We start from the raw sequence: 26819 nt of genomic DNA, 5'->3' as shown, positions 1-26819 counted from the left end.
GAAAGCTCAGTCGTGCCGGTGTCCCGGTCGGTATTCGACCAGCAGGCTTTCGACCTGCGGCGTGATTTCCTCGACCGCCTCCTCGCCTTGCTGCTTGGCCGACAGGCCCGTGTAGATCACGTTCTGGGTCCAGCCGGCGCCGAGCTTGCGCCGACCGGATACGGCATACGTCATGACGTTGAGTTGGGCCGTGGTCGCATCGACGTTCATGCCATACGCCGGCAGGTTCTGCTGCCCGGTCGGACGCGCATGCACGATGACGACGGCGTCGACGCGGCCGCCTTTGGCCAGCATGTCGAGCAGGGCCGGGACGTTCACGCGCTGGCCGGAGAGATAGCGTCCCGCACCCGGCATCATGTCGGAATCGGCGAGGCGATAGCCGCGGCGCGCGAGCGCCTGCTCGATCACGCGCCCGGCCGGTTCCGATACCGTGATGTCGCCGCCCGAGAGTACGGCGACGGTGGGCACATGCGGGCGCGGCGGCACGGCCGGTGGCGGTGGCATGGCCTTGGCGATCTGCGTGGCCGTGGGCGCGGCCAGCGGTTTCGGCGGTTCGATGGGGCTGCTCGCGCCGCTGTCGACCGGTGCGGGTGTACTCGACGGTGCGCTTGCGTTGGCTGTGGATGCGCTCGCTGATGCGGCATTGCCGCCAGCGGTCAGCTCGGTCAGGGAAGCGCCGCCAACCGCCCCTGCGGTGGTGGAATTTGTCGCACTTGCATCTTTTGCGGCATTTTCCCCGTTGGTCGCTGTCGCCGATGCAACCACGGCCGCCGCCGGCTCGGCGACCGTGGTTGCGACCGGCGCTGGGGGCGGGACGGCGGGCGCGGACGACGGTGCCACCGTCGCGCTGGCAGGCGCGATGGAGCCGCTGGCCGTCTTCGTTGCCGCACTCGCGGACATCGTTGTCGCCTCGGTCGTGGTCGCCGGCGCGGAACCGAACAGGCTTGCCGGCAGAAATTGCCTCATGAAGCCGAGCTGGTCGCGATAGGCGAATGCACCGCCGGCCAGGCCGAGCAGCAACAGCGCGGCGATCGCGAGCGGCAGAGCGGCCGAGCCGGACTTCTTCTGCGCCGCGGCCGCCTGGCGTTCGAGCAGGGACTGATGCGCCCCGTTCGGCGTCGCGACCGCGGGCAGCGTGGTCTGCGCGCGCGGCGGAGTGATCACGGCCGTGGGTGCGGACGTCGCATTCGGCAATGGACGTGGCGTCGGCGTCGTGTTCGGCTGCGCGCTTTGCCCCGGCGCCGGCGTCTTCATGCCGATCAAGGTTGCCGCGGCAGGCGAGGGTTGCGTGCGCAGCTGCAGCGTCGCGCCGTTGGCGAGCAACGGGTGGCGGGCGAGGTCGGCGGCGAGGTCCTGGCAGCTCTGGTAGCGGTCGGCCGGTTCCTTGGCGATCATGCGCGAAAGGATGCGCGAGAGTTCCGGATCGACGTCGGCATTGAGCGCGCGCACGTCCGGAATCTCCGCCTTGACCACTTCGAGCATGAGGCCGAGCGGCGACTCGTCGGTGAACGGCATGCGCCCGGCGAGCATCTCGAACAGCACGATGCCCAGGGAGAAAATATCCGAGCGCTGGTCGACCAGCTTGCCGAGGCAGACTTCGGGCGAGAGGTAGCCCGGCGTGCCGACGAATTCGCCGGTCGAGGTCAGCTTCTTCGAAATGTCCGCACTCGACAGCGCGATGCCGAAGTCGGCGATCTTCACGTTGCCGCGGCTGTCGATCATGATGTTGCCGGGCTTGATGTCGCGGTGGATCACGCCGCGGTCGTGCGCGGTGGCAAGGCCGAGCGCGGTCTGGTAGATGACCTTCGCCGCCTGCTCGGGCTTGAGTTGGTGCTCGCGCTTGAGCACCGAGCTCAGCGATTCGCCATCGACGAATTCCATGACGAAGAAGGTCTGGCCTTCGTCGTCGCCGATGAAGTAGATCTGGATGATGTGCGGATCGTTGAGTGCCGCCATGCTGCGCGCCTCGCGCAGGAAGCGCTCCTTGATCGCCGGGTCGTGCGCGAGCGAATCAGCCAGCACCTTGATCGCGACATAGCGGTGCAGCGAGGCTTCGTAGCCCTTGTAAACCACGCCCATGCCACCGCGGCCCAGTTCGGCGACCAGATCGTAGTGCCCCAGTTGCTGCTTCATGACCCCTCCAAGGCGCAGGCGCCTGATTCAAGTACGAAACGTTCCAGTGCGAAAAAGTCTAGCACCGCACATTCCACGCGTCCGCGTTGCGATTGGCGGGAGCGACCGTGCAGAATCGACGCAGCATTTGTGTATTGGATCACATTTCCACCCAGCGCCCGGAACGATTGTCCCGGTCACGAAGCACCCCTAGACTTCCGGCCCTTATGCCCGCGTCCGACCCAGCCGACTCCCGCCCCGCGCCGCCGCCTACTCCGCGCTGGCTGTGGTGGGCGCTCGCGGCGTGTCTGCTCGCCGGCCTGTGGCGCTTCGGTGCACTGGTCCTGCACGAACCGCTGATCGCGTTGGCCAACAGCTATGACGAGGTGCGCTACAGCGCCTGTTTCGACCTCTATCCGGACCGCCCCGAATCGGTACCGCCCGACCGCAACAGTCCCGCCGCGCCGTATTCGCGCTACAGGTTCGTCGCCGCAAAGGATCCGATCTGCTACTGGTCGACGGAGCTGCTGTTCCAGGGGGCGGCCGCTGCCGTGTTCCATGCCGAGGAAGCCGCAACCGGCGCGAAGGCGCATTCGGTGCGCTGGATCGGTGCGTTCAAGCTCGCGGCGATGCTCGCGCTGTGGGCTGCCTTCACCATCGCCTGGTTGCGCCGACGTGAGCCGTGGTCGGCGCTGGCCAACGGCTTGCTGCTGCCGCTGCTGTTCGCCGACCCGGCCAACACGATCTACTTGAACACGTTCTATGCCGAGTGGACCGCGCTGCTTGCACTCTACGCCGTTGCCGGCTTGATCCTGATCCACGAAGGCAAGCCCGCGCGCGGCCATGCGTTCGGCCTGCTCGCGCTCGCCGCCGCGGCGCTTGCGCTGAGCAAGATCCAGCACATCGTGCTGCCGTTCGGCATCGCCGTGGCGATGCTCGCGCTCGGCCGCTGGCGCGACCGCGTCTGGCTGTGGAAAGGCAAGGCGCTGCTGATCGGCGCGCTCGCCGGCATCATCGTCCAGGTCGTACAGCTGCAGCGCGACAGCGAGGAGATCCGTGCGATCAACGTGTTCAACCAAGCCGATGTCGTGTTTACCGCACTGCTGCCGAATTCGCGCGACCCGGCCGCGACCGCACAATCGCTTGGCCTGTCGCCGCAGTGCCTGCAATACTCGGGCAAACGCGCCTGGCAGATGCCCGGCTTTCCGGCCGACCTGTGTCCAGAGTTGACGAGGGTGTCACGATCGCGCGAACTGCTTGCGTTGCTGCGCGAGCCCGACATGGCCCTGCGCATCGGCTGGGCCGGCCTTGCGAACCTGCATCCGTGGGTGGCGCCGGGGCTGGGTCTGGTCGAAGGCGGTGATTTCGCCCCGCTGCCGGCGCAGTTCTTCTCGTGGAGCGATCTGTTCGCCCGGCACCCGTTGCTGCGCACCCTGCTGTTCGGCACGCCGTTCGCCGCGTTCATCGCCCTGCTCTGGCGTCAGCGCTGGCGTGCCTGGCCGCGCCTGCTCACCGTCACCGTGCTGACCCTCGTCGTCACCCTCGGCACGCTCGCCGTCACCGTGCTCGGCGACGGTCTTGCCGACGTGCCCAAGCAGGGCCACCTCGTCTACAACGCCGCGCTGGCGTGGTGGATCGGCGCGCTCGTCGTCGGCGGGCGTTCGCTGTGTCCGGTTGCGCGGCGGCGTAAAGCGCTCTGAATCCGGTGGGCGGCGCGGTTCGATATCCGCTACCGCAAGGTGGATGGATCCGATGGCCGCGGGAGAAACCGTTGATGCCTGGCGGGGTCATGCGTTGACCGCGCTGTCTTGCGTCCCGGCCAGCGTCGCTCAGCTGCTCTGCACACCGTCGATCTCGATCAGCAGCTCGCTGCGGCAGATGTCGCCCCGCAGCAGCAGCGGTTGCGCTGAAGCGGGCAGCTTTTCGCGCAACAGTTTGCGCGCGGGCTCGAGGTCTTCGGCACGACGCACGTAGACCTTGAGCACGGCGCCACCATCGAGGCGGCCGGCCGGCGCGATCTGCGCGGCGGCGAGCACGCTGTCGATATTGGCCAGTGTTTCGTCGATCTGCGCTTCGAGATCGTCGTGATGATGCGAGGCGTGGCCGACGATGGCTGCGGTTCCGGAAATGTATACTTGTGCACTTTGCGTTGGTGCGCGCATCGCGCGGGCGAAAGTTGGCGCCTTGATTCCGTACTGGCGCGGGTAGCGCCAGGCACTGACCTGACGCGGATTCTCCAGCGCGGTGCCAGCGGTGCGCGCGGCCAACCAGTAGATCTGCAACACACGGTGGCCGTCGCGCACACCGATGCCGGTCGCGGCCGGATAGGCGTCGACGAAGCCATGCGCGGCCAATCCTGCGGCGCGGCCGACGCAGAAGCGGCGATAGCGTTCCGCATCGCCTTCGCCGGCGTTGATCGCGTCGAGATAGTTCCAGATGCGCAGCACGTGCGGCGTGTCGCTCGCGCCGAGCGCATCGACCAGACGTCGGTAGGCGAACTCGGCTGCGCCTTCGATGTCGCCGTGCACGGCCTCGTCGACCTCGATCGCGCCGAACGCGTAGTCGCCGTCGAGGGCCCAGGCGATGTCGCCGTCGCGCTGCGTGCGTACGTGTCCACGCACGCGCCAGACCTCGAACGGCGCGGCATCGCCGCTCGGTTCAAGATTGACGCGCAGGTAGCGCGGATCGGCATGCGCCGCCGGTGCGCGCGCGCCGAAGCCGAACACGGCGAGCACATCGCTGTCGCCGAGGATCGCGGCGAGTGCGGCGGATTCGTAGGCGACGCGCAGCGGCGCCAGATCGGCGCTCGCGGCGGAATGCAGTGATTCGGCGATATCGGGTTGTGCGGTAGACAAAGGCAGTCGGCGCCGGCGGCGCGGGATAAGGTTTTGGATCGCGCAATGATACACTGTGCGGCCGTCGCCGCAGCGAAGCGGCAAGACCGCAACCCGAGAAGGACCATGTCGGACCAGCAGACGCCCGCCGAACACGAACTCGCCAGTCTGATCGTTTCCAGCCTCAACCTCGAACACATCAGCGCGGAACAGTTCGCTCCCGAGCAACCGTTGTTCGGCGCCGAGACCGGCCTGGATTCGATCGACGCGCTCGAGCTTGCCTTGGCTGTGTCCAAGCGCTATGGCTTCCAGTTGCGTTCGGACAACGCCGACAACAAGCGCATCTTCTCGAGCCTGCGTGCGCTGGCGGAGCATATCCAGACGCATCGCGCGAATTGAGGACAGGTTCTGACGATGCGCGTTGCGGTCTGGCTCGCCATCCTCGCGCTGGCGCTGTTCGGCCGTTGGCGGCACGACGATGCGATCGGCGCGGCGATCGTGCCGCTGGCGCTGGGATTCTTCTTCGTCGTCACCCCGCGCGCGCTGCGTGGCGCGATCGCGGCGATGGCCTTCGTCGAAGCCGCGGCGTGGTGGTTTGGAGGCGCGGGCCTGATGATCGACCTGCTGCCGGCGCTGATCGCTGCCTTCGTCGGCTGGCTGTTCGCGCGCAGCCTCGTGCGCCCGCGCACGCCGCTGATCGCGCGCGCGATCAGCGCGATGGAAGGCGAGGCGCGCCTGCGCGAGCCGGCGATCGCGCGCTATGCGCGGCGGCTCACCGGGCTGTGGGCCGTCTTCCAGGTGACGCTGACGCTGTTGTGCCTGCTCTGCGTGCTGCACGAGCGCGGCCTGCTTGCCGCGGCCGTGCTGCCGCCGTCGCGCTTGTTCGGCACGACGATCCTGCCGCTCGCGGTCGCGGTCCTGTTCTTCGGCGAATTCCTGTTGCGCCCGCTGCTGCTGCCCCAAGCGCCGCGGCATACGTTGGCCGGATTCCTCGCGCAGCTCGGTCGCGTCTGGCCCAGCCTGATCGAACCGTGAGAACCTGCCGCCAAAGCTGCTGCACTCGACAACTTGCTCGCCGGCGGCGCCGTCAACGCCACTTAGCCCATAGGTTGGGGTGAGCAACGCGAACCCCAACCTGCAGGCTGTGCGCAGGTTCACGTATCGAAACGAAACAGAGCGGTCCGGGGTTGCGGGTTATCATCTGCGCATGAGCACGTCGCGTTTCTTCATCGCCACCGATCACCCCGCACTGCCCGGCCATTTTCCGGGGCGGCCGGTCGTACCCGGCGTGGTCCTGCTCGATCGCGTCGCCGCGGCGGTCGAGCGCGAAACCGGCATGCGTGTCGCTGCGCTGGCGCAGGTGAAATTCAGCGCGCCGCTGCTGCCCGGCATCGAAGCCGAACTGCGTATCGAGGAAAAGAGCAAAAAACTACATTTTCGCATTCTCCACAAAGCGGCAACGCTCGCGAGCGGCATCGTCGAGACCGCGGCGAAGGCGGAGGCATGAGCGCGCACTGGCACCAGCGCCGCGAAGCGGGAGGCCGCTTCGCCATCTGGCTGATCCGTGCCGCCGGCTTGCACGCCGGGCGCGCGTTCGCCCGCGCCTGGCTCTACCCGATCACGTTGTACTTCTTTTTCCGCCGCACGCGCGAGCGCCGCGATTCACGCGAATTCCTCGACACGGCACTCGGCCGTCCGGCGCATGCCTGGGACATTCTCAGGCATATCCACAGCTATGCGGCGACGATTCTTGACCGCATCTATCTGCTGCACGACACCACCCTCGATCGTTTCGACGTGCGCGTGCACGGCCTCGAGCAGATCGAGAACGAAATCGCGCATGGCCGTGGCGTACTCCTGCTGGGCGCGCACTTCGGCAGCTTCGAGGCGCTGCGTGCGCTGAGCCTGCGCCGGCCCGAAGTAAAACTGCGCGTGGTGATGGACCTGAAGCAGACGCGCGCGCTCAACGAACTGCTGCACGCGCTCAATCCCGAGGTCGCGAACAACGTGATTGACGCCGGCGTCGATCCGGGCGCGCTCGCCCTGTCGCTGCACGAGGCCGCGCAGCAGGGTGCGCTGATCGGCCTGCTTGCCGATCGCGCGCGCGCGGGCGAGGCGACCGCCACGGTCGACTTCTTCGGCCGTGCGGCGCAATTTCCGGTAGCGGCCTATCAGATCGCCTCGATGCTCGACCTGCCCATCGTGCTCGGGTTCGGCATCTATCAAGGCGGCAACCGCTACGATCTGCACTTCGAAACGCTGGCGGCCAGCGTGAAGATCGCGCGCAGCGAGCGCAGCGGCGAGCTGCAGGAGTGGGCGCAGCGCTTCGCCGCGCGCCTGGAGCACTACACCCGGCAATCGCCGTACAACTGGTTCAATTTCTATGATTTCTGGCATCGCCCTGCTCAGCGCGCTCAACCTCGCAGCGAACCCGTCGCCGCCGCTGCCGACTGAACTCGTGCCTGCGACGGCGACGCTGATCGCCTCGTTGCGTCGCGCGCCACCAGCCGACACGGTCTATGCCGAGGTGCGCTTCCTGCACATGCTGAGAAGGCCGATGCTGTTGCGCGGCCAGTTGCACTACGGCGGCGCGGGCCAGCTCGGCAAGCGCGTCGAAGTGCCGTATCGCGAGACGACGACGATCAGCGGCAGCGAGGTCAGCGTGCAGCGCGAAGGCAAGGTCGAGCGCAAGTTCTCGCTCGAACGCGCACCAGAACTCGGCGCGCTGCTCGGCGGATTCTCCGCGCTGCTCGGCGGCGACGCCGCGGCGTTGAACCGCGACTTCGTCGTCGTGGCGATGCAACACAACGCGGACTGGCGCCTGACCCTCACTCCGCGCTCGCCGGTGCTTGCCAAACAGCTCAAGTCGATGACCGTCGACGGCCGCGCGAACGAGCCGCGCTGCTTCACCCTCGACGAAACCGACGGCGATGCAAGCACGATGTTGCTCGGTGAGCTGGCGCAAAGCGCGCTCGGCGAACCGCCGACACGTGCGGCCGTCACCAAGTTGTGCAGTGGCGACACACGTTGAGCCGGCGTCTGCTCCTGCTCGGTCTGTGGCTGCTCGTGCTGGCCGTGCTCGCTCTCGCCGTGCAGCGCAGCCTCGTTGTCACCAGCGACCTGCGCGCGTTCATGCCGCCACCGCGCAATGCGGATCAAAAACTGCTGCTCGACCAGATCGGCGAAGGGCCGGCGTCGCGCCTGCTGCTGCTCGAAATTTCGGTGAAACAGGATTCCTTCGAGGGCGTCGCCGAACTGAGCCGCGGTCTGACGCAAGCGCTGCATGACGATCCGCGCTTCACGCGCGCACTCGACGGCGAAACCGACTTGTCTGCGCTCGATCCGGCGCTGCTGCCCTATCGCTATCTGCTGTCGTCGACGCTCGACACGCAGAATCTTGATGCCGGTTTCCTGCGCGACGAATTGCAGCAGCGCATCGAAGATCTCGCCTCGCCGGCGGCGGGCCTGCTCAAGCCCTGGCTCGCGCGCGACCCGACGCTGGAGATGCTCAAACTCGCCCAGCGCTGGACGCCGACCAAGGCGCCGCAGATGCGCGACGGCGTCTGGGCTGCGCCCGACGGCGGCGCATTGCTGCTCGTCGAAACAGCGGCGCCGGCATTCGATCCGGCCGCGCAAGGCGCAGCCATTGATGCGCTGCGCGCGAAGTTCGGAGCGTTGCCCGGCAGCAAAGGTGCCGTTCTGGAAATCAGTGGTCCCGGTTATTTCAGCGTGCTTGTCAACGCCAACACGCGCGCCGAAGCCGAATGGCTCAGCGGCATCGGCACGGCCGCGTTCGCCCTGCTGCTGCTGCTCGCCTACCGCCACCCCGGCGTGCTGCTCAGTGCCGCGCTGCCGATCGCCAGCGGCGCGCTTGCCGGCATCGCCGCAACGGCGCTCGCGTTCGGGCCGATCCACGGCATCACCTTCGCCTTCGGCTTCACCCTGCTCGGCGTCGCCCAGGAATACCCGCTGCGCCTGCTCAGCCACCGTCGCGCGGGCGCAAGCGCGCAGCAAAGCCTGCTCGACGTCTGGCCGCTGCTGCGCCTGGCGATCGCCTCGGCCTGCATCGCCTATCTCGCCTTCTTCGCCTCGGGCGTAGCCGGGCTGCAGCAACTCGCCGTGTTCACGATCGTCGGGCTGATCGTTGCCGGTTTCGTCACGCGCTACCTGTTGCCCGCTGTGCTGCCCGCGCGCTTGCACGATGTCGCCGAACTGGCGTGGCTGGAAACACTGCGCCAAGCGTTGGACGCGGCGCCGCGCCTGCGCGCGCTGCCGTGGCTGCTGCTCGTGCTCGCCTGTGCCGCGATCGCCTTCGCGCCGACACCGCTGTGGCAGAACGATCTCGCCGCGCTGACGCCGGTGCCGGCAAAGCTGTTGCGGCGCGACGGCGAACTGCGCGCCGCGCTCGGCGCGCCCGACGTGCGTTATCTGCTCGTGCTCGATGCAGCGGACGCCGATGGCGTGCTCGCCTTGTCGGAGAAAATTTCTCCACAAGTGGAAAAATGGATTTCCGACAAGCTCGTCGACGATGTCGAACTGCCGAGCCGCTACCTGCCGAGCATCGCCACGCAAAAGGCGCGGCAGGCGAAACTGCCCGATCGCGCGACGCTGCAAACCGCGCTCGACCGCGCTACCGAAGACGGCGAATTCCAACCCGGCCTGTTCGCGCCGTTCGTCGACGACGTCGAAGCCGCGCGCCAATTGCCGCCGCTGACGCCGAAAACATTCGGCGCGTCACTGCTCGGCGCGCGGCTCAACGCGATGCTGAGCGAACGCGACGGCCATGCGCTCGGTCTCGCTACGCTCAGCGGTGTACATGATGCGGACGCGCTGGCCGGGGCGGTCGCGCAACTCGGCGGCAAGGTCAGGCTGCTCGACTTGAAAGACGCCTCCGAATCGCTCGTCGCCGACTACCGCGCGCGCATCGGCATCGCTCTGCTCGCCGCACTCGTCCTGCTTGCTGCCGTCGTTGCTGTCGCCTTCCGCGACCTGCGTCGCACCTGGCACGTGATCGCGCCGATGTCGCTCGCCACCCTGCTCGTGCTCGCCGTTTTACGCGCAGGCGGCGTCTCGCTGTCGTTGTTCCATCTCGTCGCGCTGACCCTCGCCGCGGGTCTCGGTCTGCACTATGCGCTGTTCTTCGAGCGCCGGGTGGACGACGCGGCAGAGGCGCGGCGTACCTTGCATGCGACCCTGGTCTGCGTCGTCTCGGCGGTGTTCGTGTTCGGCCTGCTCGCAACCTCGAGCGTGCCGGTGCTGCGCGCGATCGGGCTGACCGTCGCGCTCGGCGTCGCTTTCCATTTCTGTCTGTCGACGATCATGGCGCGGAATTCGCAACATGATCGCTAAGCCGCAATGGCAACATCTGATCCCGCACCGCGGCGCGATGAGCCTGCTCGACAGCGTGCTCGCCTGGGACGGTGCCAGCATCCACATGAGCGCGGTCTCGCACACGCACGGCGACAATCCGTTGCGCAGCGACGGCATGCTGCGCGCGCTGCATCTGTGCGAATACGGCGCGCAGGCGATGGCCGTGCACGGCGGTCTGCTCGCGCAGCGCGAAGGCACAGTCGCGGCGCCGGGCTTCCTCGTCGCGCTGCGCGATGTGCGCCTGCACCTGGCGCGTATCGATGACCTGCCCGGCCCGCTGGCCGTGCACGCGCTCAAGCTGCTCGACGGCGGCACGAGCTGGCAGTACGCATTCCGTGTCGAACACGCCGGGCGCACCCTTGCCGAAGGCCGCGCGGCGGTGATTCACGCCTCGCCTTGACGCGATCAGGCGTTGGCCGTATGCACGGCGACGAACCGTGCAAGATAGTGCCAAGCCAGAATCCCCGCACCGATGCAGAATGGAATCAGCGCGAACTGCCTGCCGCTGATGCCGTGCCACAGCGCGACCTCGTCAAACTCGAAGAACTCGGCGGTCATCCACCACGCGTTCGCCGTGATCCAGAACACCACGGCGAGGTTGTGTGCGAGGTCCTCGCGCAGGTGCCGCGCACGCCAGGTGATGAAGATCGCCGCACCGAGCGTCGGCACGATCATGATCATGCCGAGCGTGCGCCACATCAGGCACCAGCTGATGTCCTTTATCAGCCAGAACACGATATGCAGGTTCTCCGTGCGCCGGTGGCTGAGTGGAATGGTGTACATCGGGGCTGACATGGCGGTTCCTGTAGTGAGAGGTTGTGGTTGAATCGGTGTTCGCGGCCAATCCGATTGGCTGGCGTCGTGCTGTGCAAGAATGTCTGAATGATAGTGAAGACTACGGATGCAAAGTCACGCCGCGCCCTCGTCACCGGAGCCAGCGGCGACATCGGCGTGGCGATCTGCGCGGCGCTCGCGGCGGCGGGATGCTACGTCTACGCGCAGGCACGCGCGAATCCGGCGCGCGCGCAGGCCGCGATGGACGAAATCCGCGCGCGCGGCGGCTCGGGCGAAGTGGTGACGTTCGATATCGCCGATGCGGCGACCACGCGCGCGGCAATCGAGACGATGCTTGCATCCGGGCCGATCGACATCCTCGTGCACAATGCGGGCATCCACGATGACGCGCCGCTCGCGGGCATGGGTGAGGCGCAATGGCACCGCGTGATCGACGTGTCGCTGCATGGGTTCTTCCACGCGACCCAGCCGCTGCTGCTGCCGATGGCGCGATCGAGGTTCGGGCGCATCGTTGTGCTGTCGTCGGTCGCGGCCCAGCTCGGCAACCGTGGCCAGGTCAACTATGCGGCCGCGAAGTCGGCGCTGCACGGCGCGGCAAAGTCGCTGGCGCGCGAGATGGCCTCGCGCGGAGTGACTGTCAACGTGGTTGCCCCCGGGGTGATCGCCGGACGCCTCGCCGAGGCGGCGTTCGACGAGGCGCAGATCCGCCAGCTCGTGCCGGCCGGGCGCGCGGGACGGCCCGAGGAGGTCGCCGCAGTGATCGCGTTCCTGTGCTCGGAGGTGGCCGCCTACGTCAACGGGCAAGTGATCGGGGTCAACGGCGGCATGGCCTGAGCATCGGTCCCCAGAGCTGCGATACTCGAGAATTTGCGCGGCGACGGTGCCCGGAATCCCCGGTTGCGACCGGGAAATTCCGGTTCCTGCGCTCCGGCGACGCGCAAATTCCCTGCGCTCGCCACGTTTCGAGGACAGACTCTGAAATCGGGTTCGCAGGCGGCCCGCCTTCCGCGCGCACGGACTCGCCGCTATACTTTGTGGCCTTGCGCATGGTCCTTCGCCGTGCGGATCGTTTTCCTCGGCCGGACAAGGCCGGCTTCTACAGGTGCTGACCCGTGACCAATCCCGTAACCGACGCCGACCGGACCTTCCTCAAGCACTTCTCGCAGCTGATCAGCTTTCTCGTGCTGGTCATGTTCGCGCTGATCGGCGTGGCGCTGTACCTGTATTCGAAGAACCCGCCGCCGATCAATCCCTCGCACGTCGACGAAGTGGAGCAGCGCATCGCGCCGGTCGGCGGTGTCTATGCCGGCGACACCGGCAAGGCCGCGCTGGCGGACGCGCAGGCGGCAGCAGCCAAGGCCGCGGCGGCGCAGGTCGCCTACGGCGGCACCACCGATGGCAAGACGATCTTCGGCAACCTCTGCCAAACCTGCCATGAAAACGCCGCAACCGGCGCGCCGGTGCTCAGCGACAAGGCTGCCTGGGCGCCGCGCGTGGCCGAGGGCCTCGACACGCTGGTCAAGCACGCGACCGAGGGTTTCACCGGCAAGAAGGGCGTGATGCCCGCGCGCGGCGGCAACCCGTCGCTGACCGACGCCCAGGTCAAGGCCACGGTCGAGTGGATGGTGAGCCAGGTCAAATAGGGTTATTGCCGACGGGCTGCGCCAGCAGCAATAACTCTCGCCGTTCGAGCGGGTGGCGGAGCCGCCGCTCAATGCCGAGGGATGGAGCGGCCCTGGATTCCGTTGCGGTCGTTGTGAAACGACGTGGCGAATGCGATCAGGTCGGGAAAGAACGCCTCGAATCCCGCATCGAGTAACTGTGCGTTTTTCCACAGCGTCGGACCCGCTTCGGCCAGTGGATTCGCATGCCGCAAACGGCTGCCGACACCAGCGAGTACCTGCTCGATCATCTCCCGTCGCGCGTAGGCGCCGAACAGCCCGTTTGTGCGCATGTACGCCGCGAAGCGCAGCAGTTCGGGCGACAGCCAGCCGCGATTGGCCTCTACAAGATGCAAAGCGTGTGCGGACAAGGCATCGACCGTCTCGCCGCGTGCGTAGTCGCTCCAGCGCTGCGCGAGCGCATGATCGAAGTAGATGTCGATGAGGATGCCGGCGAAGCGGCGAAATGGCGGTTCGAACAGGTAGCGCAGGCCCGCGACTATCGCATGGCCATCGGTGTAGCCGTCGATCTTCCGGTGCAGCGCGACGCCGTCGCGCACGCCGTCACGCCAGGCCGGATCGGGCGCGCCGCGGTGAAAATCCGCGAGCAGGCCGCCGAGCTGCAGGTCGGGGTCGGGGCCGGCGAGGAGGACGTGGGCAAGATGGTTCATGCGGAGACGATGCGGGCATCGGCTATCATTCGCAACCCCATGAACACACCCCCTGCCCCCGAGCATTTTCCCGAGACCGCGGGGACCTTCCTCATTCCCGGTCCCGTGGGCGCGCTCGAGGTTGCGACGGATTTGCCTGCGACCGAAGGCGCGCGCAATGGTGTCGCGGTGATCTGTCACCCGAATCCGGTGCAGGGCGGCACGATGACGAACAAGGTCGTGACCACGCTGGAACGCGCGCTGCGCGAACTCGGCCTCGCCACGGCGCGCTTCAACTTTCGCGGCGTTGGCAAGTCGGGCGGTGAATACGACCACGCGCGCGGCGAAGTCGACGACGCGCTCGCGATCGTCGACTGGCTGCGACGCGTACGTCCGCAGGCCGCGTTGTGGATGGCCGGATTCTCGTTCGGCGGCTACGTCGCGATGCGCGCGGCGGCGCTGTGCGAGACGGCGCAGCTGATCACGGTCGCGCCCGCGGTCAAACGCTTCCACACCGGCGCGCTGGCGCCGCCGGCCTGCCCGTGGTTGATCGTGCAGGGCGAGGCCGACGATGTCGTGCCGCCGCGGGAGGTGTACGCGTTCGCCGCGCGGATCGTGCCGCCGCCCGACCTGGTCAAGGTCGCGGATACCGGGCATTTCTTCCACGGCAAACTGATCGAGCTGCGCAGCATCGTGCACGAGCGCGTGCGCGAGAACTTGCCACCGGCGGCCGCATGAACAAACCGGCAGGGACGCAGCCTGGTACACCGGGCGCGCTCTACGCGCAAGGCGTGGCCGACCAGCGTTGGGAGGACGATCCCGCACAGCGCGCCGTGCTCGCGTACCTCGATCGCATCCAGGCCGAGCTGCTTGCCGCGGAAAAAACCAGGTGGTGGCAGCGTCTGCGTGCGACACCGCCGGTAAAGGGTTTGTACCTGCACGGCTCGGTCGGGCGCGGCAAGACGTTTCTGGTCGATTTGTTCTACGAATCGCTGCCGCTCGAAGCCAAGTTGCGCCGCCATTTCCACCGCTTCATGCAGGAAGTGCACGTCGAACTGAACCGGCTCAAGGGCCACGAGGACCCACTCGTCGCGGTCGCCGCGCATTTTGCCGCCGAGGCGCGCGTGTTCTGTCTCGACGAGTTCTTCGTCAGCGACATCGGCGACGCAATGATCCTCGGCAATTTGTTGAAACATTTGTTCGCACGCGGCGTCACCTTGGTGACGACCTCGAACATCGTGCCCAAGCTCCTGTACAAGGACGGCCTGCAGCGCGAGCGCTTCCTGCCCGCGATCGATCTACTCGAAAAGAACTGCGAAATCGTCGGCCTCGATGCGCAGCAGGATTACCGCCTGCGTGCGCTGACCCATGCCGGCGTCTATTTTTCCCCGCTCGGTGACAACGCGGAAGAACGGCTTGCCGCAGTATTCGCCGAGGTTTCCCGAACCCCGGGCTCCGAGTCCCGAACCCCGCAATCCATCGACATCAACGATCGCGACATTCCGCTCAAGCACGTCAACGACGGCGCGATCTGGTTCGAATTCACCGCGCTGTGCGAGGGCCCGCGCGCGGTCGCCGATTACATCGAGATCGGCAAGAGCTTCCACACCGTGCTCGTCTCGAACGTGCCGCAGTTCGTCGATTTTTCCGCCAGCGAGGATGCGGCGCGGCGCTTCGTCAATCTCGTCGACGAGTTCTACGACCGTGGCGTCAACCTCGTGCTCTCGGCCGCGGCGCCGATTTCCGAGCTGTACCGCGGCAGGCGTCTGAAATTCGAGTTCGCGCGCACCGAAAGCCGGTTGATCGAGATGCAGAGCCGCGAATATCTCGCCATCGGCCACCGGCACTGAACGGTCTCGTCGCTGCGCCTGGCCGGTTCCGGCCGTGACTTCCGGCAGGGGCGCAAGCCGTTGCTTTTAATGTACTTTTCAGTCCAATAATACCGGCTGCATGCTTGCCATCGCGCCGATATTGCGCGAACTTTGCTCCGCCCCCGTTTTGTCTCTGTTTCGAGGCTTCCATGCCCCAGATTTCTGCGCGCATCCTGTTCCTCTCCGCCGCCGTCCTCGCAACCGGCTGCGGCAAGCCCCAGCAGCAGCAGAAGCCGCCACCGCCCGAAGTCGGCGTGGTCGCGGCGCACGCGCAAGCCGTGCCGCTGACCCAGGAATTGACTGGCCGCCTCGCCGCCGTGCGCAGCGCCGATGTGCGCGCGCGCGTTGCCGGCGTGCTGCGAAAACGCGCCTACGTCGAAGGCAGCGACGTCAAGCAAGGCCAGCTCCTGTTCGAGATCGACCCGGCGCCGATGCGTGCAGCCTACAACGCGCAGCTCGCCAATCTGGCTGCGGCGCAGGCGACCTATACCAATGCGCACGTCGCCGCCGAGCGCGCGCGCAGTATCGGCGCCAAGGGCCTGCTGTCGAAGAGCGACGTCGACAACGCCAATGCCGCCGAACGCACCGCCGCGGCCGCGGTCAAGCAGGCGCAGGCCAACGCCGAGTCGGCCAGAATCAACCTCGACTACACCAATGTGACCGCGCCGATCGCCGGTCGCGCCGGCCAGCAGCAGGTCACCGAAGGCGCCCTGGTTGGCCAGGGCGAGGCGACCTTGCTCGCACGCATCGACCAGGTCGACCCGCTTTACGTCAATTTCACCCTGGCGGTTGGCGAACTCGACAGGCTGCGCGCGTCCGCGGCGTCCGGCAGCGTCGACCTTGCCGAGCCGGACAAGGCCAAGCTCGAGTTGCTGCTGCCCGGCGGGGCGGTGTACAGCGAACCGGGTGTGCTCGATTTCTCCGACCAGGCAGTCGACGCGGCGACCGGTGCGGTGTCGTTGCGCGGCACGGTGCCCAATCCGCAGCATCGCCTGCTGCCCGGGCAGTTCGTCAACGTGCGCCTGACTCTCGGCGATCTCAAGCACGCCTGGCTGGTCTCGCAGCGCGCAGTGCAGCGCGACGCGAACGGGCCGTACGTGCTTGTCGTCGGTGCCGACGGCAACGTCGCGCAAAAGCAGATCAAGGCCGAGCGTCTGCGCGGCGACAGCTGGATTGTCACCGACGGCCTCGTCGACGGCGATCAGGTCATCGTCAGCGGCCTGCAGAAGGTCAAGCCCGGCGAGCCGGCCAAGGCGGCGCCATGGCAGCCAACGCCGACGGCAGCGAAGTAGGAGCAAAGATCCGCGACGAAGCCACGAAGAAAGCCATACCAGATTCGTTCGGCCCTTGTTCGCGGTTTGGCGGCAATTCTTTTTGATTTGCGCATAGCGCTTTCCGAGCAACCAGACCCATGCCCAATTTCTTCATCGACCGTCCGATCTTCGCCTGGGTCGTCGCCATCCTGATCACGCTCGGCGGCGTGATCTCGATCACCCAGCTCGGTATCGAATCCTATCCGTCGATCGCACCGCCGCAGGTCGTCGTCGCGGCGAACTATCAGGGCGCCGACGCGAGCACGGTAGAGAAAACCGTGACCCAGGTGATCGAGCAACAGTTGACCGGCATCGACAACCTCGCCTACTTCAGCTCGAGCTCGGGTTCGGATGGTTCGGCGACGATCACGCTGACCTTCGAACCTGGCACCAACGCCGACATCGCCCAGGTGCAGACGCAAAACAAGGTTTCCCTGGCGACGCCGCGCCTTCCCAGCGAAGTGACCCAGCAGGGCATTGTCGTCGCCAAGCAGAACCCGGACTTCCTCATGGTCGCCATGTTGAAATCCGACGACGGCTCGCTCGATTCCTACGCGCTCAACAACATGCTCGCGGCGAGCGTTATCCCGCAGATCCAGCGCCTGCCCGGCGTCGGCAACGTGCGCCAGTTCGGTTCCGAGTACGCGATGCGCATCTGGCTCGACGCGGACAAGCTCAAGGGCTACAACATGGCCGCGGCGCAGGCGCTCGCCGCGGTGCGCGCGCAGAACGTCCAGGTTGCCGCGGGCTCGCTCGGTGCGGAGCCGGCGGTGCCGGGCAACGGCTTTTCGGCGACGGTGACCGCCGAGAGCCGCTTCACCACCCCTGCACAGTTCGAGGACATCATCCTGCGCGCGAACAAAGACGGCACCACGGTGCGCCTGAAGGACGTCGCGCGCGTCGAGCTCGGGCCGTTCGTCTATGGCACCAGCGTGACCTACAACGGTCAGGCCGTCGCCGGCTTCGCCGTGCAATTGCAGACCGGCGCCAATGCGCTCGGCGTCGGCAAGGCGGTCAAGACCAGGCTTGCCGAATTGCAGCAGAGCTTTCCGCATGGCGTGTCCTGGTTCGTGCCCTACGACACCACGCCGTTCATCACGATCTCGATCGAGGAGGTCGTGCAGACGCTGGTCGAGGCGATCATCCTCGTCTTCCTCGTCATGCTCGTGTTCCTGCAGAACCTGCGCATGACGATCATCGCCCTGCTCGTGATCCCGGTCGCGCTGATGGGCGGCTTCCTCGGCATGTGGATGGTCGGCTTCACGATCAATCAGCTCTCGCTGTTCGGCATGGTGCTCGTGATCGGCATCGTCGTCGACGATGCAATCGTGGTGATCGAGAACGTCGAGCGCATCATGGCCGAGGAAGGTGCCTCGCCCAGGGACGCCACGCGCAAGGCAATGGGGCAGATTTCAGGCGCGGTCGTCGCCATCGCCGTGGTGCTCATGGCTGTGTTCATCCCGAGCGCGCTGCAGTCCGGCTCGGCCGGCGCGATCTTCCGCCAGTTCTGCCTGACGATCGCGCTGTCGACCGCGTTCTCCGCATTCCTCGCGCTGATGTTCACGCCGGCGCTGTGCGCGACGATCCTCGAACCGCTTCACGCGACCCGGAAGAATGCCTTCTTCCGTCTGTTCAACCGCGTCTTCGACCGCGTGCAGACGACCTACACCGGGCATATTTTTGCCGCGATCAGGCACATGCCGCGCTGGATGGCGCTGTTCGCGGTCGTCGCCGTGCTCTGCGGCTTCGCCTTCGCCAAGCTGCCGTCGAGTTTCGTGCCCGAGGAAGACCAGGGCTTCGCCTTCGCCGTCGTGCTGCTGCCGTCGGGTTCGAGTCTCGAGCGCACAAAGACGGTGATGGGCGGGATCGGTGAACTGATCCGCAAGAACGAGGCGGTCGAGGGCGTGATCGCGGTGTCCGGCTTCAGCTTCGTCGGCAACGGTGAGAACACCGGCATGGCATTCATCCGCCTCAAACCCTGGAGTGAGCGCAAGAACACGGCCGCGGAAACAATCAGGCAGCTCAACGGCGCGCTGTCCACGGGCTTCCGCGACGCCCAGGCGTTCGTGGTCAACTTGCCGACGATCCGCGGCCTCGGCCAGTTCGGTGGTTTCGACATGTACCTGCAGGACCGCGCCGGCGCCGGCTACGCCGCGCTGCTCGAGGCACAGAACACCCTGCTCGGCAAGGCCGGTGAAAGAAAGGATCTGCTCACCGGCGTGCGCCCGAACGGCCTGCCGCCCACCACGCAACTGGCGATGAAGGTCGACCGCGTCCAGGCGCAGGCGATGGGTCTGTCGCTCACGGACGTCTATACGGCCATCCAGTTGATGCTCGCGCCGGTCTACGCCAACGATTTCTTCTATCAGGGCCGGGTGCAGCGTGTGAACATGCAGGCCGACGCACCGTTCCGCATGAACCCCGATGCGCTCAACCGTTTCTTCGTGCCGAGTTCGACACAGAGCGAAACCGTGGCGACGAGCACCGGCACGGCCACACTGCCGGCGATGATCCCGCTGTCGAACGTGGTCTCGACCGAATGGAAGCAGGGCCCGCCGACGCTGACCCGCTACAACGGCTATTCGGCGATCGAAATTGTCGGTGCGCAGGCACCCGGGCGCAGCTCGGGCGAGGCGATGGCGGCGATGCAGAACATCATCAGGAATGATCTGCCGAACGGCTTCGGCTTCGACTGGACCGGCCAGTCGCTGCAGGAAATCATCTCGGGCAATCAGGCGCCGATGCTCTATGCGCTGTCGATCCTCATCGTCTTCCTCTGTCTCGCCGCCTTGTACGAGAGCTGGTCGGTTCCCATTTCGGTGTTGCTGGTGGTTCCGCTCGGCGTGCTCGGCGCGGTGTCGTTCACCTGGGCGCGCGGCCTCTCCAACGACGTCTACTTCAAGATCGGCATCATCACGATCATCGGCCTCGCCGCGAAAAACGCGATCCTGATCGTCGAGTTCGCGGTCGCCGAGCAGCGCGCCGGGCGCCATCTCGGCGCGGCCGTGGTCGATGCGGCACGGCTGCGCCTGCGGCCGATCCTGATGACCTCGTTCGCCTTCATCCTCGGCGTGTTTCCGCTCGCGGTATCGACCGGCGCCGGCGCCAATTCGCGCCATGCGATCGGCACCGGCGTGATCGGCGGCATGCTGTTCGCGACCTTCTTCGGCCTGTTGTTCATCCCGATCTTCTATGTCGCGATGCGTCGCCTGCTCGGCGACGAGATCGAGCCGCGCGAGGAACCCCGGACCCAGCTCGACCCAAGCGCGCACGGTGGCCGCGGCTGAGTCCGCGCAGCAGTGACGCGGACAAAACGGCCCGGCTCTCCGGGCCGTTTGCATTTGGGGATATCCAAGCCGGTCGGCGCGCGCGAGAATGGCGGTCGATCCCGAGCGAGGGCGCCATGCATCTGTTTCCGTTGTTCGCCGACCTGTCCGGTCGCCGCGTACTGATCGTCGGCGGCGGTGCGGTCGCCGAGCGCAAGGCTGCGCTGCTGATCGGCGCCGGGGCGCAAGTCGAGATCGTCGCCTCGCAGGTGACGAAGCTTTTCGACCAATGGATCGTCGTTGGCAAGGTGCGGCGCGGTGCCGCGGCTTTCGACGACGGGTTGCTCGACGGTTGCTGGCTGGCCATCGCCGCGACCGACGATCGCGAATTGAATGCGCGCGTCGCCGCGGCTGCCGGTACGCGCCGCGTCTTGGTCAATGTCGTCGACGAACCCTCGCTGTGCACGTTCCAGGTGCCGTCGATCGTCGACCGTTCGCCGTTGATGATCGCCGTTTCCACCGGCGGCGCCGCGCCGATGCTCGCGCGGCTCGCGCGCGAGCGCATCGAGACCCTGTTCGACCACAGCTGGGGTGTGCTTGCTGCGCTGCTCGAGCGCGCGCGGGCGCGCATCCGCGCGCGCTACGCCAACCTTCCCGCGCGGCGGCGCTTCTACGAAACGCTGCTGCGCGGTCCGGTGATGCGCCTCGCCGCGGCGCAGCGGGTTGACGACGCCGGTGCCGCGCTCGATGCGGAACTGGCCGGATCGGCTGCGCCGGGCGCCGATGCGCGGGTCTCCAGCTCGCATCCGCACCCGCTGCCGGAGCAAGGTTCCGTCACCTTGGTCGGCGCCGGGCCGGGCGATCCGGGTTTGATCACGCTCAATGCACTGCGGGCACTCAACGAAGCCGACGTGATCCTGCACGACCGCCTGGTCAGCCCCGAAGTACTCGACCTCGCGCGGCGCGACGCCGAACGCATCGATGTCGGCAAGATCGTCGGCAAGCACCACACGCCGCAGGCGCAGATCAACGAACTGATGCTCGACGAGGCGCGCCGTGGCAAGCGCGTGGTGCGCGTCAAGGGTGGCGACGCCTTCATCTTCGGCCGTGGCGGCGAGGAAATCGAATATCTGCGCGAACACGGGATCCGCTATTCGATCGTGCCCGGCATCACCGCGGCGATCGCCTGCGCGGCCTACGCCGGCATACCGCTGACCCATCGCGACCACGCGCAGAGCGTGCGCTTCGCCACCGCGCATCGGCGCCGCAGCGAAACCGAAGACGGCGTGCTGACCGCAGCCGGCGAAACGCTGGCGATCTACATGGGCGTGGCCGAGGCGCCGCCGCTGCGCGACCGTCTGCTCGCCGACGGCTGGCCTGCGGACACGCCGTTCGCGATCGTCGAAAACGGCACGCGGCCCGAGCAGCGCATCGTGCTCGGCACCCTCGCCGACCTGGTCGAACGCGTGCGGACGCACGACGTGCACGCACCGGCGTTGCTGATCGTCGGCGCGGTCGCCGCGTTGGCGGCGCAGAACCATTGGTTCGCGGCGCCGCCCGTCGACCGATAGTCGGGTGGCCTAGCGCGCTGCCGCGTGCTTGTCGTCCTTCGGCCAGAAGTCGCGTTCGATGATCGTGTAGAGCGCGGTGGTGTAGTGCCCGGAGTCGGCCAGCGACAGGTGCGACCATTCCGGCAGGTCCCAGTTCCGATGGAGTTCGGGGTAGTCCTGGAAGTGGATGCCCGGCGCGCCGGTCTTCGCGAGCAGCACGTCCCAGGTTTTCTCGCGCGGGAACACCTTGTTGTCGAACTCGAGGTAGCGACCGCCGGTCGGCGGGCGCACGAACAGCACCTTGACGCCGCGCGCGCGCAACTTCGTCACCGCGGCGACCGCGCGCTCGATCTGCGTGTCGATGACTTTCTGCAGCTTCTCCGGCGTATCCATGTTGGGTGGTGGCGGTGCGTCGAAGCGCTGCGCCCAGATCGCGCGCGCAAGTTCGCGGTATTGCGGGTCGGTTTCGACCTTGCTCCACATGTGCGTATCGCGGTCGGGACCCTGCTCGAGCAGCTTGCGTACGTCGTGGATGACCGGCATGCGCGCGCGCGCGGGCCAGCCCTGCCGCTTGAGCACTGCGGCAAGCGCGAAGTCGAAGTCGAAGAAGGCGAAATACGGCTCGATCAGCCAGCGCGACAACCGGTTGCCGACGCGCTGCGATGGCGACTGCTTGTGGTAGTACGGCACCACGTCGCCGCGATAGGCGAAGCCGGCGAAGAGGACATCCGAGGCAACGCCGACCAGCAGGTGCCCGGTGAAATTCGGATCGGCAGCGAGATCCTCAAGCACGGGCAGGGCCGAGGTACCCTCGATCGCCAGCTGGATCGGGCGCTCGCCGGCCGCCTTCTGCCATACATCGAGCCGCAGATCGAACAACATGCGCGATGCACCGATCAGCACGGTTTTGTTGCCTTCCCCCGCATCGATGCGGCGCCGTTGCTGCGCCCATTCGCCGTCGCTGTTGTAGTAGCCCGGCGTCGCGCCGAACGCGCGCCAGTACGCCTCCCACGCGCCGAGCAAGACCAGGAACAGCAGCAGGCTGACGAGAAAAATCGGCCGCCACGCCAGCGCCGGCACTTCGCGCACCGGTACCGGCTGTGCGATCCCGGGGCGCTCTGCCGCGGTCTCGCGCGCGTAGTCGCCGCGCATGCGGCGCGCCGGGGCGGAACCAGCCGATTCAGAACTGGAAGTAGATGAAGGCACTGCCTTCCCCCTGTGCGATGACGATCGCGAATGCCATCAGCGCCCAAACGGCGCACAGCGCCGCCGCCGGCGTGCGCGCGACGACCGATTCGAGGGTGCGCGCACGCATGAACCAGTGGGTCAGCACGATCGCACCGACCACGACGCTGACCGAAACGAGGTAGTACGTCGCGAGGATCGGCCGCGCGCCGCCGTTCAGTCCGAACATGCCGCAAAGCACCGTCCACGCCTTGGCAAAGGTTTTCGCGCGGAAGAACACCCAGGTCAGGTTGACGAGCATCCAGGTCAGCAGACCGAGCGCGACGAACATGGCCGGCCCAGGCCGGTAGTTCGCGAAACGCGCGCGCAGTGCGCGCTCGACCGAGAGATAGAGTCCGTGCAGGCCGCCCCAGGCGACGAACGTCCAGTTCGCTCCGTGCCACAGACCGCCGAGCAGCATCGTCAGCATCAGCGCGACATATGTACGCGCGGCGCCACGGCGGTTGCCACCGAGCGGAATGTAGAGGTAGTCGCGCAACCACGACGACAGCGTGATGTGCCAGCGTCGCCAGAAATCCGAGAAGCCGACCGCCGCATACGGGAAGCGGAAGTTGTCGGGCATCGCGAAGCCGAGGCACAACGCCGCGCCGATCGCGGTCGTCGAGTAGCCGGCGAAGTCGCAGAAAATCTGGCCGCTGAACGCCAGCGTGCCGATCCACGCGTCGAGCATGCCAGGCAGCCTGCTTGAGTCGTAGACGCGCTCGGCCGCCGACGCCAGCAGGCTGTCGGCAAGCACGATCTTGTTGAACAGGCCGAGCGTCATCAACGCAAGGCCGAAGCGCAATTGCTCGCCGCTCGCCTTGCGTGGTTGCTCGAACTGCGGCACGAGTTCGGTCGGGCGCATGATCGGTCCGGCGACGAGGTGCGGAAAGAACGTCACGAACAGCGCGTAGTCGAGCAGGTTGCGTGCGGGCTCGGCCCGGCGCAAATAGACATCGAGCGTGTACGCCATCGTTGCAAACGTGTAGAAAGAGATGCCGACCGGAAGCACGATGTCGTACTTCGCCGGCTGCCAGGCGACGCCGAGCGACGCCATCAGCGCGCCGAAGTTGTCGAGCAAAAACTGGCCGTACTTGAAATAACCGAGCATGCCGAGGTTGGCGACGACCGAGAGCAGCATCCACGCATGCCGCGCCGATTCGCGTTTGGCTTTGACGAGGCCTTGCGCCGCGTACCAGTCGACGATGGTCGACACCCACAGCAGGACCACGAACGGCGGGTTCCACGCCGAGTAGAACAGATAGCTTGCCATGAGCAGATTGATCTTCTTCGCGGTCCAGGACAGCGGCAGGTTGTGCAGCACCAGCACGCAGGCGAAGAAAACGACGAACGTGAGCGAATTGAAGACCATGGCCCCTCCCGACCGACGATCCGGATCGCTATTGCGCGGCGGATCATGCGCCTGTCGCGGCCGCGCCGCAATCACTCCGTCTGCGACGTGCCTTTGCCTCGATGCCCAGTCCCGCGGCTGTCGCTTCCGCTGCGAGCGGAGTAAGGGGCAGGGGGGGGCTACTTCAGCAGCACGATGGCTTCGCCCAGCCGCATTCTTCGTCCGCCTGCGGTTGCACCCAGACCAGCCACCGGCCGTGCCGCAGCAACAGGGTGAGGCACGCACGATTCTGGTGCAAAACGGCGTAGTCTGGCCCTGACATCGTGCGCCTGCCGGGTGGATGGCCATCCAGAAAGTCGCATCGTTTCTTGCGCTCGCAGTCAAGGATCACGGAGGCCATGACAGCCGGTTGCGACCCATGACGCTACGCGGCGCATGCGTGTTTTTGCTACGCTTACGCGCTTTTTCTTCCATTCTTCGATTTCGACCGTCGAGGCCTGTCGAGACCAGCTCGTCTCGATCAAGGGACCGCTGGGCAAGCAGCGGCGGCGGCCGAAATAGCCCGTACAGAGAACTGCAATGACTGCCGCAAACCCCAAGATCATCTACACACTCACCGATGAAGCGCCGCGTCTGGCCACGGCCTCGCTGTTGCCGATCATCCAGGCCTTCGCGAAACCGGCGGGCATCGAAGTGGCGACCAGCGACATTTCGGTGGCCAGCCGCATCCTCGGCCAGTTCCCCGAGGCGCTGAGCGAGGCGCAACGCGTACCCGACAACCTGGCCGAACTGGGCAAGCTCACGCTCAAGCCCGAGGCCAACATCATCAAGCTGCCCAACATCAGCGCTTCGGTGGCGCAGCTCAAGGCGGCGATCAAGGAGCTGCAGGACAAGGGCTACAAGCTTCCCGACTTCCCCGAGAACCCCAAGAACGAGGTGGAGAAAGAGGTCCGCGCGCGCTACAACCGCTGCATCGGCAGCGCGGTGAACCCGGTGCTGCGCGAGGGCAACTCCGACCGCCGCGCGCCCAAGGCGGTCAAGGAATACGCGCGCAAGAACCCGCACCGCATGGACGAGTGGAGCCAGGCCTCGCGCTCGCACGTGTCGCACATGCACGGCGGCGACTTCTATCATGGCGAGAAGTCGATGACGCTGGATCGCGCGCGCGACGTGAAGATGGAGTTGATCACCCGGAGCGGCAAGACCATCGTGCTCAAGCCCAAGGTCTCGCTGCAGGACCGCGAGGTGATCGACTCCATGTTCATGAGCAAGAAGGCGCTGCTGGCCTTCTACGAAAAGGAGATCGAGGACGCGCGCAAGACCGGCGTGATGTTCTCGCTGCACGTCAAGGCGACGATGATGAAGGTGTCCCATCCGATCGTGTTCGGCCACTGCGTGCGCATCTTCTACCGCGAGGCCTTCGACAAGCACGGCAAGCTGTTCGACGAGCTGGGCATCAACGTCAACAACGGCATGATCGACCTGTATACCAAGATCGCCGCTCTGCCGCAGAGCACGCAGGACGAGATCAAGCGCGACCTGCACGCCTGCCACGAGCACCGTCCTGAACTTGCGATGGTGGACTCGGCCAAGGGCATCACCAATTTCCATTCGCCCAACGACGTCATCGTCGACGCCTCGATGCCCGCGGCGATCCGCAGCGGCGGCAAGATGTATGGCGCCGATGGCCGCCTCAAGGACGTCAAGGCGGTGATGCCCGAATCGACCTTCGCCCGCATCTACCAGGAGATGATCAACTTCTGCAAATGGCACGGCGCCTTCGACCCGCGCACGATGGGCACGGTGCCCAACGTCGGCCTGATGGCGCAGCAGGCCGAGGAATACGGCTCGCACGACAAGACCTTCGAGATTCCCGAAGATGGCATTGCCAACATCACCGACCTGGCCACCGGCGAGGTACTGATGAGCCAGAACGTCGAGCAGGGCGACATCTGGCGCATGTGCCAGGTCAAGGACGCGGCCATCCGCGACTGGGTCAAGCTCGCGGTCACGCGCGCGCGCAACTCGGGCATGCCTGTGGTGTTCTGGCTGGACGCCTACCGTCCGCACGAGGCCCAGCTGATCACCAAGGTCAAGATGTACCTGCACGAGCACAACACCGTCGGGCTCGACATCCAGATCATGAGCCAGGTGCGCGCGATGCGCTACACGCTTGAGCGCGTGATCCGCGGGCTGGACACGATCAGCGCCACAGGCAATATCCTGCGCGACTACCTGACCGACCTGTTCCCGATCATGGAACTGGGCACCTCGGCCAAGATGCTCTCGATCGTGCCGCTGATGGCCGGCGGCGGCATGTACGAAACCGGTGCCGGCGGCTCGGCGCCCAAGCACGTGCAGCAGCTGGTCGAGGAAAACCACCTGCGCTGGGACTCCCTGGGCGAATTCCTCGCCCTGGCCGTGAGCCTCGAAGAACTGGGCATCAAGAACAACAACGCCAAGGCCAAGCTGCTGGCCCGCGCGCTCGACGCCGCCACCGGCAAGCTGCTCGACAACAACAAAGGCCCCAGCCCCAAGGCCGGACAACTCGACAACCGCGGCAGCCATTTCTACCTGGCGCTGTACTGGGCCCAGGCGCTGGCCGCACAGACCGAGGACAGCGAGCTCGCCGACTGTTTCAAGCCGCTGGCCGACGCCCTGGCCGCCGGCGAAGCGACGATCATAGACGAACTCGCGGCTGTGCAAGGCAAGCCGGCTGACATCGGCGGCTACTATCTGCCCGACGCGGACAAGACCAACGCGGTCATGCGGCCGAGTACGACTTTCAACGCGGCACTGGCGGCGTTCGCCGGCTGAGGGCG

The 26819-nt window shown here is 66.6% G+C and carries 22 protein-coding genes; 16 read left to right on the top strand and 6 right to left on the bottom strand.

Translation table 11 applies throughout. The features are described 5' to 3' along the window. Positions 1–6 precede the first annotated feature (6 nt). Entirely contained in the window at positions 7–2133 is a 2127-nt protein-coding gene (locus AC16HO_RS07460; RefSeq protein WP_395643384.1) for a serine/threonine-protein kinase, read from the bottom strand. Between the two features lie 206 nt (positions 2134–2339). Here AC16HO_RS07460 and wsfD point away from each other — a divergent pair, with 206 nt between their 5' ends. Next, a complete protein-coding gene (gene wsfD / locus AC16HO_RS07455) occupies positions 2340–3812 on the top strand; it encodes a glycan biosynthesis hexose transferase WsfD (protein ID WP_395643385.1) in 1473 nt (490 codons plus the stop codon). 129 nt (positions 3813–3941) lie between these two features. On the opposite strand, the gene AC16HO_RS07450 is transcribed toward wsfD, so the two are convergent. Then, the gene (locus tag AC16HO_RS07450) at positions 3942–4967 is read right to left on the bottom strand and encodes a chorismate transformation FkbO/Hyg5 family protein (protein ID WP_395643386.1); all 1026 of its coding nucleotides are present in this window, start codon (positions 4965–4967) and stop codon (positions 3942–3944) included. Positions 4968–5072: 105 nt separating this feature from the next. On the opposite strand from AC16HO_RS07450, the gene AC16HO_RS07445 reads away from it, so the two are divergent. The 7 genes from AC16HO_RS07445 to AC16HO_RS07415 all read left to right on the top strand — a co-directional run bounded on the left by AC16HO_RS07445 (position 5073) and on the right by AC16HO_RS07415 (position 10716). Next, the gene (locus AC16HO_RS07445; RefSeq protein ID WP_395643387.1) at positions 5073–5345 is read left to right on the top strand and encodes a phosphopantetheine-binding protein; all 273 of its coding nucleotides are present in this window, start codon (positions 5073–5075) and stop codon (positions 5343–5345) included. Between the two features lie 15 nt (positions 5346–5360). Continuing rightward, positions 5361–5981 (top strand): hypothetical protein, encoded by a 621-nt coding sequence (locus tag AC16HO_RS07440; protein WP_395643388.1) that lies wholly within the window; start codon positions 5361–5363, stop codon positions 5979–5981. 172 nt (positions 5982–6153) lie between these two features. After that, a complete protein-coding gene (locus AC16HO_RS07435; protein ID WP_395643389.1) occupies positions 6154–6453 on the top strand; it encodes an ApeI family dehydratase in 300 nt (99 codons plus the stop codon). Next, positions 6450–7400, top strand: coding sequence for a lysophospholipid acyltransferase family protein (locus tag AC16HO_RS07430; protein WP_395643390.1), 951 nt, complete (start codon positions 6450–6452; stop codon positions 7398–7400). Before AC16HO_RS07435 ends, AC16HO_RS07430 begins: the two co-directional genes overlap by 4 nt. Further along, positions 7330–7977 (top strand): LolA-related protein, encoded by a 648-nt coding sequence (locus AC16HO_RS07425; protein WP_395643391.1) that lies wholly within the window; start codon positions 7330–7332, stop codon positions 7975–7977. The genes AC16HO_RS07430 and AC16HO_RS07425 overlap by 71 nt, the downstream gene beginning before the upstream one ends. Next, entirely contained in the window at positions 7974–10295 is a 2322-nt protein-coding gene (locus AC16HO_RS07420) for an MMPL family transporter (protein ID WP_395643392.1), read from the top strand. Before AC16HO_RS07425 ends, AC16HO_RS07420 begins: the two co-directional genes overlap by 4 nt. Continuing rightward, the gene (locus AC16HO_RS07415) at positions 10285–10716 is read left to right on the top strand and encodes a hotdog family protein (protein WP_395643393.1); all 432 of its coding nucleotides are present in this window, start codon (positions 10285–10287) and stop codon (positions 10714–10716) included. The genes AC16HO_RS07420 and AC16HO_RS07415 overlap by 11 nt, the downstream gene beginning before the upstream one ends. 5 nt (positions 10717–10721) lie before the next feature. Here AC16HO_RS07415 and AC16HO_RS07410 read toward each other — a convergent pair whose 3' ends face one another. Beyond that, positions 10722–11111: a hypothetical protein gene (locus tag AC16HO_RS07410; RefSeq protein ID WP_395643394.1), complete on the bottom strand. Its 390-nt coding sequence runs from the start codon at positions 11109–11111 to the stop codon at positions 10722–10724. An 87-nt stretch (positions 11112–11198) separates the two neighbouring features. On the opposite strand from AC16HO_RS07410, the gene fabG reads away from it, so the two are divergent. Further along, positions 11199–11945, top strand: coding sequence for a 3-oxoacyl-ACP reductase FabG (gene fabG / locus AC16HO_RS07405; protein WP_395643395.1), 747 nt, complete (start codon positions 11199–11201; stop codon positions 11943–11945). 278 nt (positions 11946–12223) lie between these two features. Beyond that, positions 12224–12754, top strand: a complete 531-nt coding sequence (locus tag AC16HO_RS07400) for a c-type cytochrome (protein ID WP_395643396.1) — start codon at positions 12224–12226, stop codon at positions 12752–12754. Positions 12755–12822: 68 nt separating this feature from the next. On the opposite strand, the gene AC16HO_RS07395 is transcribed toward AC16HO_RS07400, so the two are convergent. Next, positions 12823–13443, bottom strand: a complete 621-nt coding sequence (locus AC16HO_RS07395; protein WP_395643397.1) for an acyl carrier protein phosphodiesterase — start codon at positions 13441–13443, stop codon at positions 12823–12825. Positions 13444–13482: 39 nt separating this feature from the next. On the opposite strand from AC16HO_RS07395, the gene AC16HO_RS07390 reads away from it, so the two are divergent. From AC16HO_RS07390 to cysG, 5 genes are all read left to right on the top strand, one after another. Further along, complete coding sequence (locus AC16HO_RS07390; RefSeq protein WP_395643398.1) at positions 13483–14160, top strand: alpha/beta hydrolase; 678 nt, start codon at positions 13483–13485, stop codon at positions 14158–14160. Then, positions 14157–15272: a cell division protein ZapE gene (zapE, locus tag AC16HO_RS07385; RefSeq protein ID WP_395643399.1), complete on the top strand. Its 1116-nt coding sequence runs from the start codon at positions 14157–14159 to the stop codon at positions 15270–15272. The genes AC16HO_RS07390 and zapE overlap by 4 nt, the downstream gene beginning before the upstream one ends. Positions 15273–15442: 170 nt before the next feature. After that, complete coding sequence (locus AC16HO_RS07380; RefSeq protein ID WP_395643400.1) at positions 15443–16585, top strand: efflux RND transporter periplasmic adaptor subunit; 1143 nt, start codon at positions 15443–15445, stop codon at positions 16583–16585. Between the two features lie 119 nt (positions 16586–16704). Then, entirely contained in the window at positions 16705–19893 is a 3189-nt protein-coding gene (locus AC16HO_RS07375; RefSeq protein WP_395643401.1) for a multidrug efflux RND transporter permease subunit, read from the top strand. 116 nt (positions 19894–20009) lie between these two features. Then, positions 20010–21443: a siroheme synthase CysG gene (gene cysG, locus AC16HO_RS07370; RefSeq protein WP_395643402.1), complete on the top strand. Its 1434-nt coding sequence runs from the start codon at positions 20010–20012 to the stop codon at positions 21441–21443. 9 nt (positions 21444–21452) lie between these two features. Here the strand turns inward: cysG and AC16HO_RS07365 are convergent, their stop codons facing one another. Both AC16HO_RS07365 and AC16HO_RS07360 read right to left on the bottom strand, forming a co-directional pair. Beyond that, the gene (locus AC16HO_RS07365) at positions 21453–22574 is read right to left on the bottom strand and encodes a hypothetical protein (RefSeq protein WP_395643403.1); all 1122 of its coding nucleotides are present in this window, start codon (positions 22572–22574) and stop codon (positions 21453–21455) included. Positions 22575–22602: 28 nt separating this feature from the next. Then, positions 22603–24018, bottom strand: a complete 1416-nt coding sequence (locus tag AC16HO_RS07360; RefSeq protein ID WP_395643404.1) for an MBOAT family O-acyltransferase — start codon at positions 24016–24018, stop codon at positions 22603–22605. Between the two features lie 558 nt (positions 24019–24576). Between AC16HO_RS07360 and AC16HO_RS07355 the strand changes: the two genes are divergently transcribed. Further along, positions 24577–26814 carry an NADP-dependent isocitrate dehydrogenase gene (locus AC16HO_RS07355; protein ID WP_395643405.1) on the top strand — a complete coding sequence of 746 codons (2238 nt, stop codon included), beginning with the start codon at positions 24577–24579 and terminating at the stop codon, positions 26812–26814. Positions 26815–26819 lie beyond the last annotated feature (5 nt).

The organism is Rudaea sp. (assembly GCF_057139185.1).
This window is presented reverse-complemented; position numbering and strand designations above follow the sequence as displayed.

Coding starts and splice junctions, on each gene's coding strand:
- AC16HO_RS07460 (WP_395643384.1), bottom strand. CDS start 2,133: ATGAAGCAGCAACTGGGGCACTACGATCTGGTCGCCGAACTGGGCCGC.
- wsfD (WP_395643385.1), top strand. CDS start 2,340: ATGCCCGCGTCCGACCCAGCCGACTCCCGCCCCGCGCCGCCGCCTACT.
- AC16HO_RS07445 (WP_395643387.1), top strand. CDS start 5,073: ATGTCGGACCAGCAGACGCCCGCCGAACACGAACTCGCCAGTCTGATC.
- AC16HO_RS07440 (WP_395643388.1), top strand. CDS start 5,361: ATGCGCGTTGCGGTCTGGCTCGCCATCCTCGCGCTGGCGCTGTTCGGC.
- AC16HO_RS07435 (WP_395643389.1), top strand. CDS start 6,154: ATGAGCACGTCGCGTTTCTTCATCGCCACCGATCACCCCGCACTGCCC.
- AC16HO_RS07430 (WP_395643390.1), top strand. CDS start 6,450: ATGAGCGCGCACTGGCACCAGCGCCGCGAAGCGGGAGGCCGCTTCGCC.
- AC16HO_RS07425 (WP_395643391.1), top strand. CDS start 7,330: ATGATTTCTGGCATCGCCCTGCTCAGCGCGCTCAACCTCGCAGCGAAC.
- AC16HO_RS07415 (WP_395643393.1), top strand. CDS start 10,285: ATGATCGCTAAGCCGCAATGGCAACATCTGATCCCGCACCGCGGCGCG.
- AC16HO_RS07410 (WP_395643394.1), bottom strand. CDS start 11,111: ATGTCAGCCCCGATGTACACCATTCCACTCAGCCACCGGCGCACGGAG.
- fabG (WP_395643395.1), top strand. CDS start 11,199: ATGATAGTGAAGACTACGGATGCAAAGTCACGCCGCGCCCTCGTCACC.
- AC16HO_RS07395 (WP_395643397.1), bottom strand. CDS start 13,443: ATGAACCATCTTGCCCACGTCCTCCTCGCCGGCCCCGACCCCGACCTG.
- AC16HO_RS07390 (WP_395643398.1), top strand. CDS start 13,483: ATGAACACACCCCCTGCCCCCGAGCATTTTCCCGAGACCGCGGGGACC.
- zapE (WP_395643399.1), top strand. CDS start 14,157: ATGAACAAACCGGCAGGGACGCAGCCTGGTACACCGGGCGCGCTCTAC.
- AC16HO_RS07380 (WP_395643400.1), top strand. CDS start 15,443: ATGCCCCAGATTTCTGCGCGCATCCTGTTCCTCTCCGCCGCCGTCCTC.
- AC16HO_RS07375 (WP_395643401.1), top strand. CDS start 16,705: ATGCCCAATTTCTTCATCGACCGTCCGATCTTCGCCTGGGTCGTCGCC.
- cysG (WP_395643402.1), top strand. CDS start 20,010: ATGCATCTGTTTCCGTTGTTCGCCGACCTGTCCGGTCGCCGCGTACTG.
- AC16HO_RS07365 (WP_395643403.1), bottom strand. CDS start 22,574: ATGCGCGGCGACTACGCGCGCGAGACCGCGGCAGAGCGCCCCGGGATC.
- AC16HO_RS07360 (WP_395643404.1), bottom strand. CDS start 24,018: ATGGTCTTCAATTCGCTCACGTTCGTCGTTTTCTTCGCCTGCGTGCTG.
- AC16HO_RS07355 (WP_395643405.1), top strand. CDS start 24,577: ATGACTGCCGCAAACCCCAAGATCATCTACACACTCACCGATGAAGCG.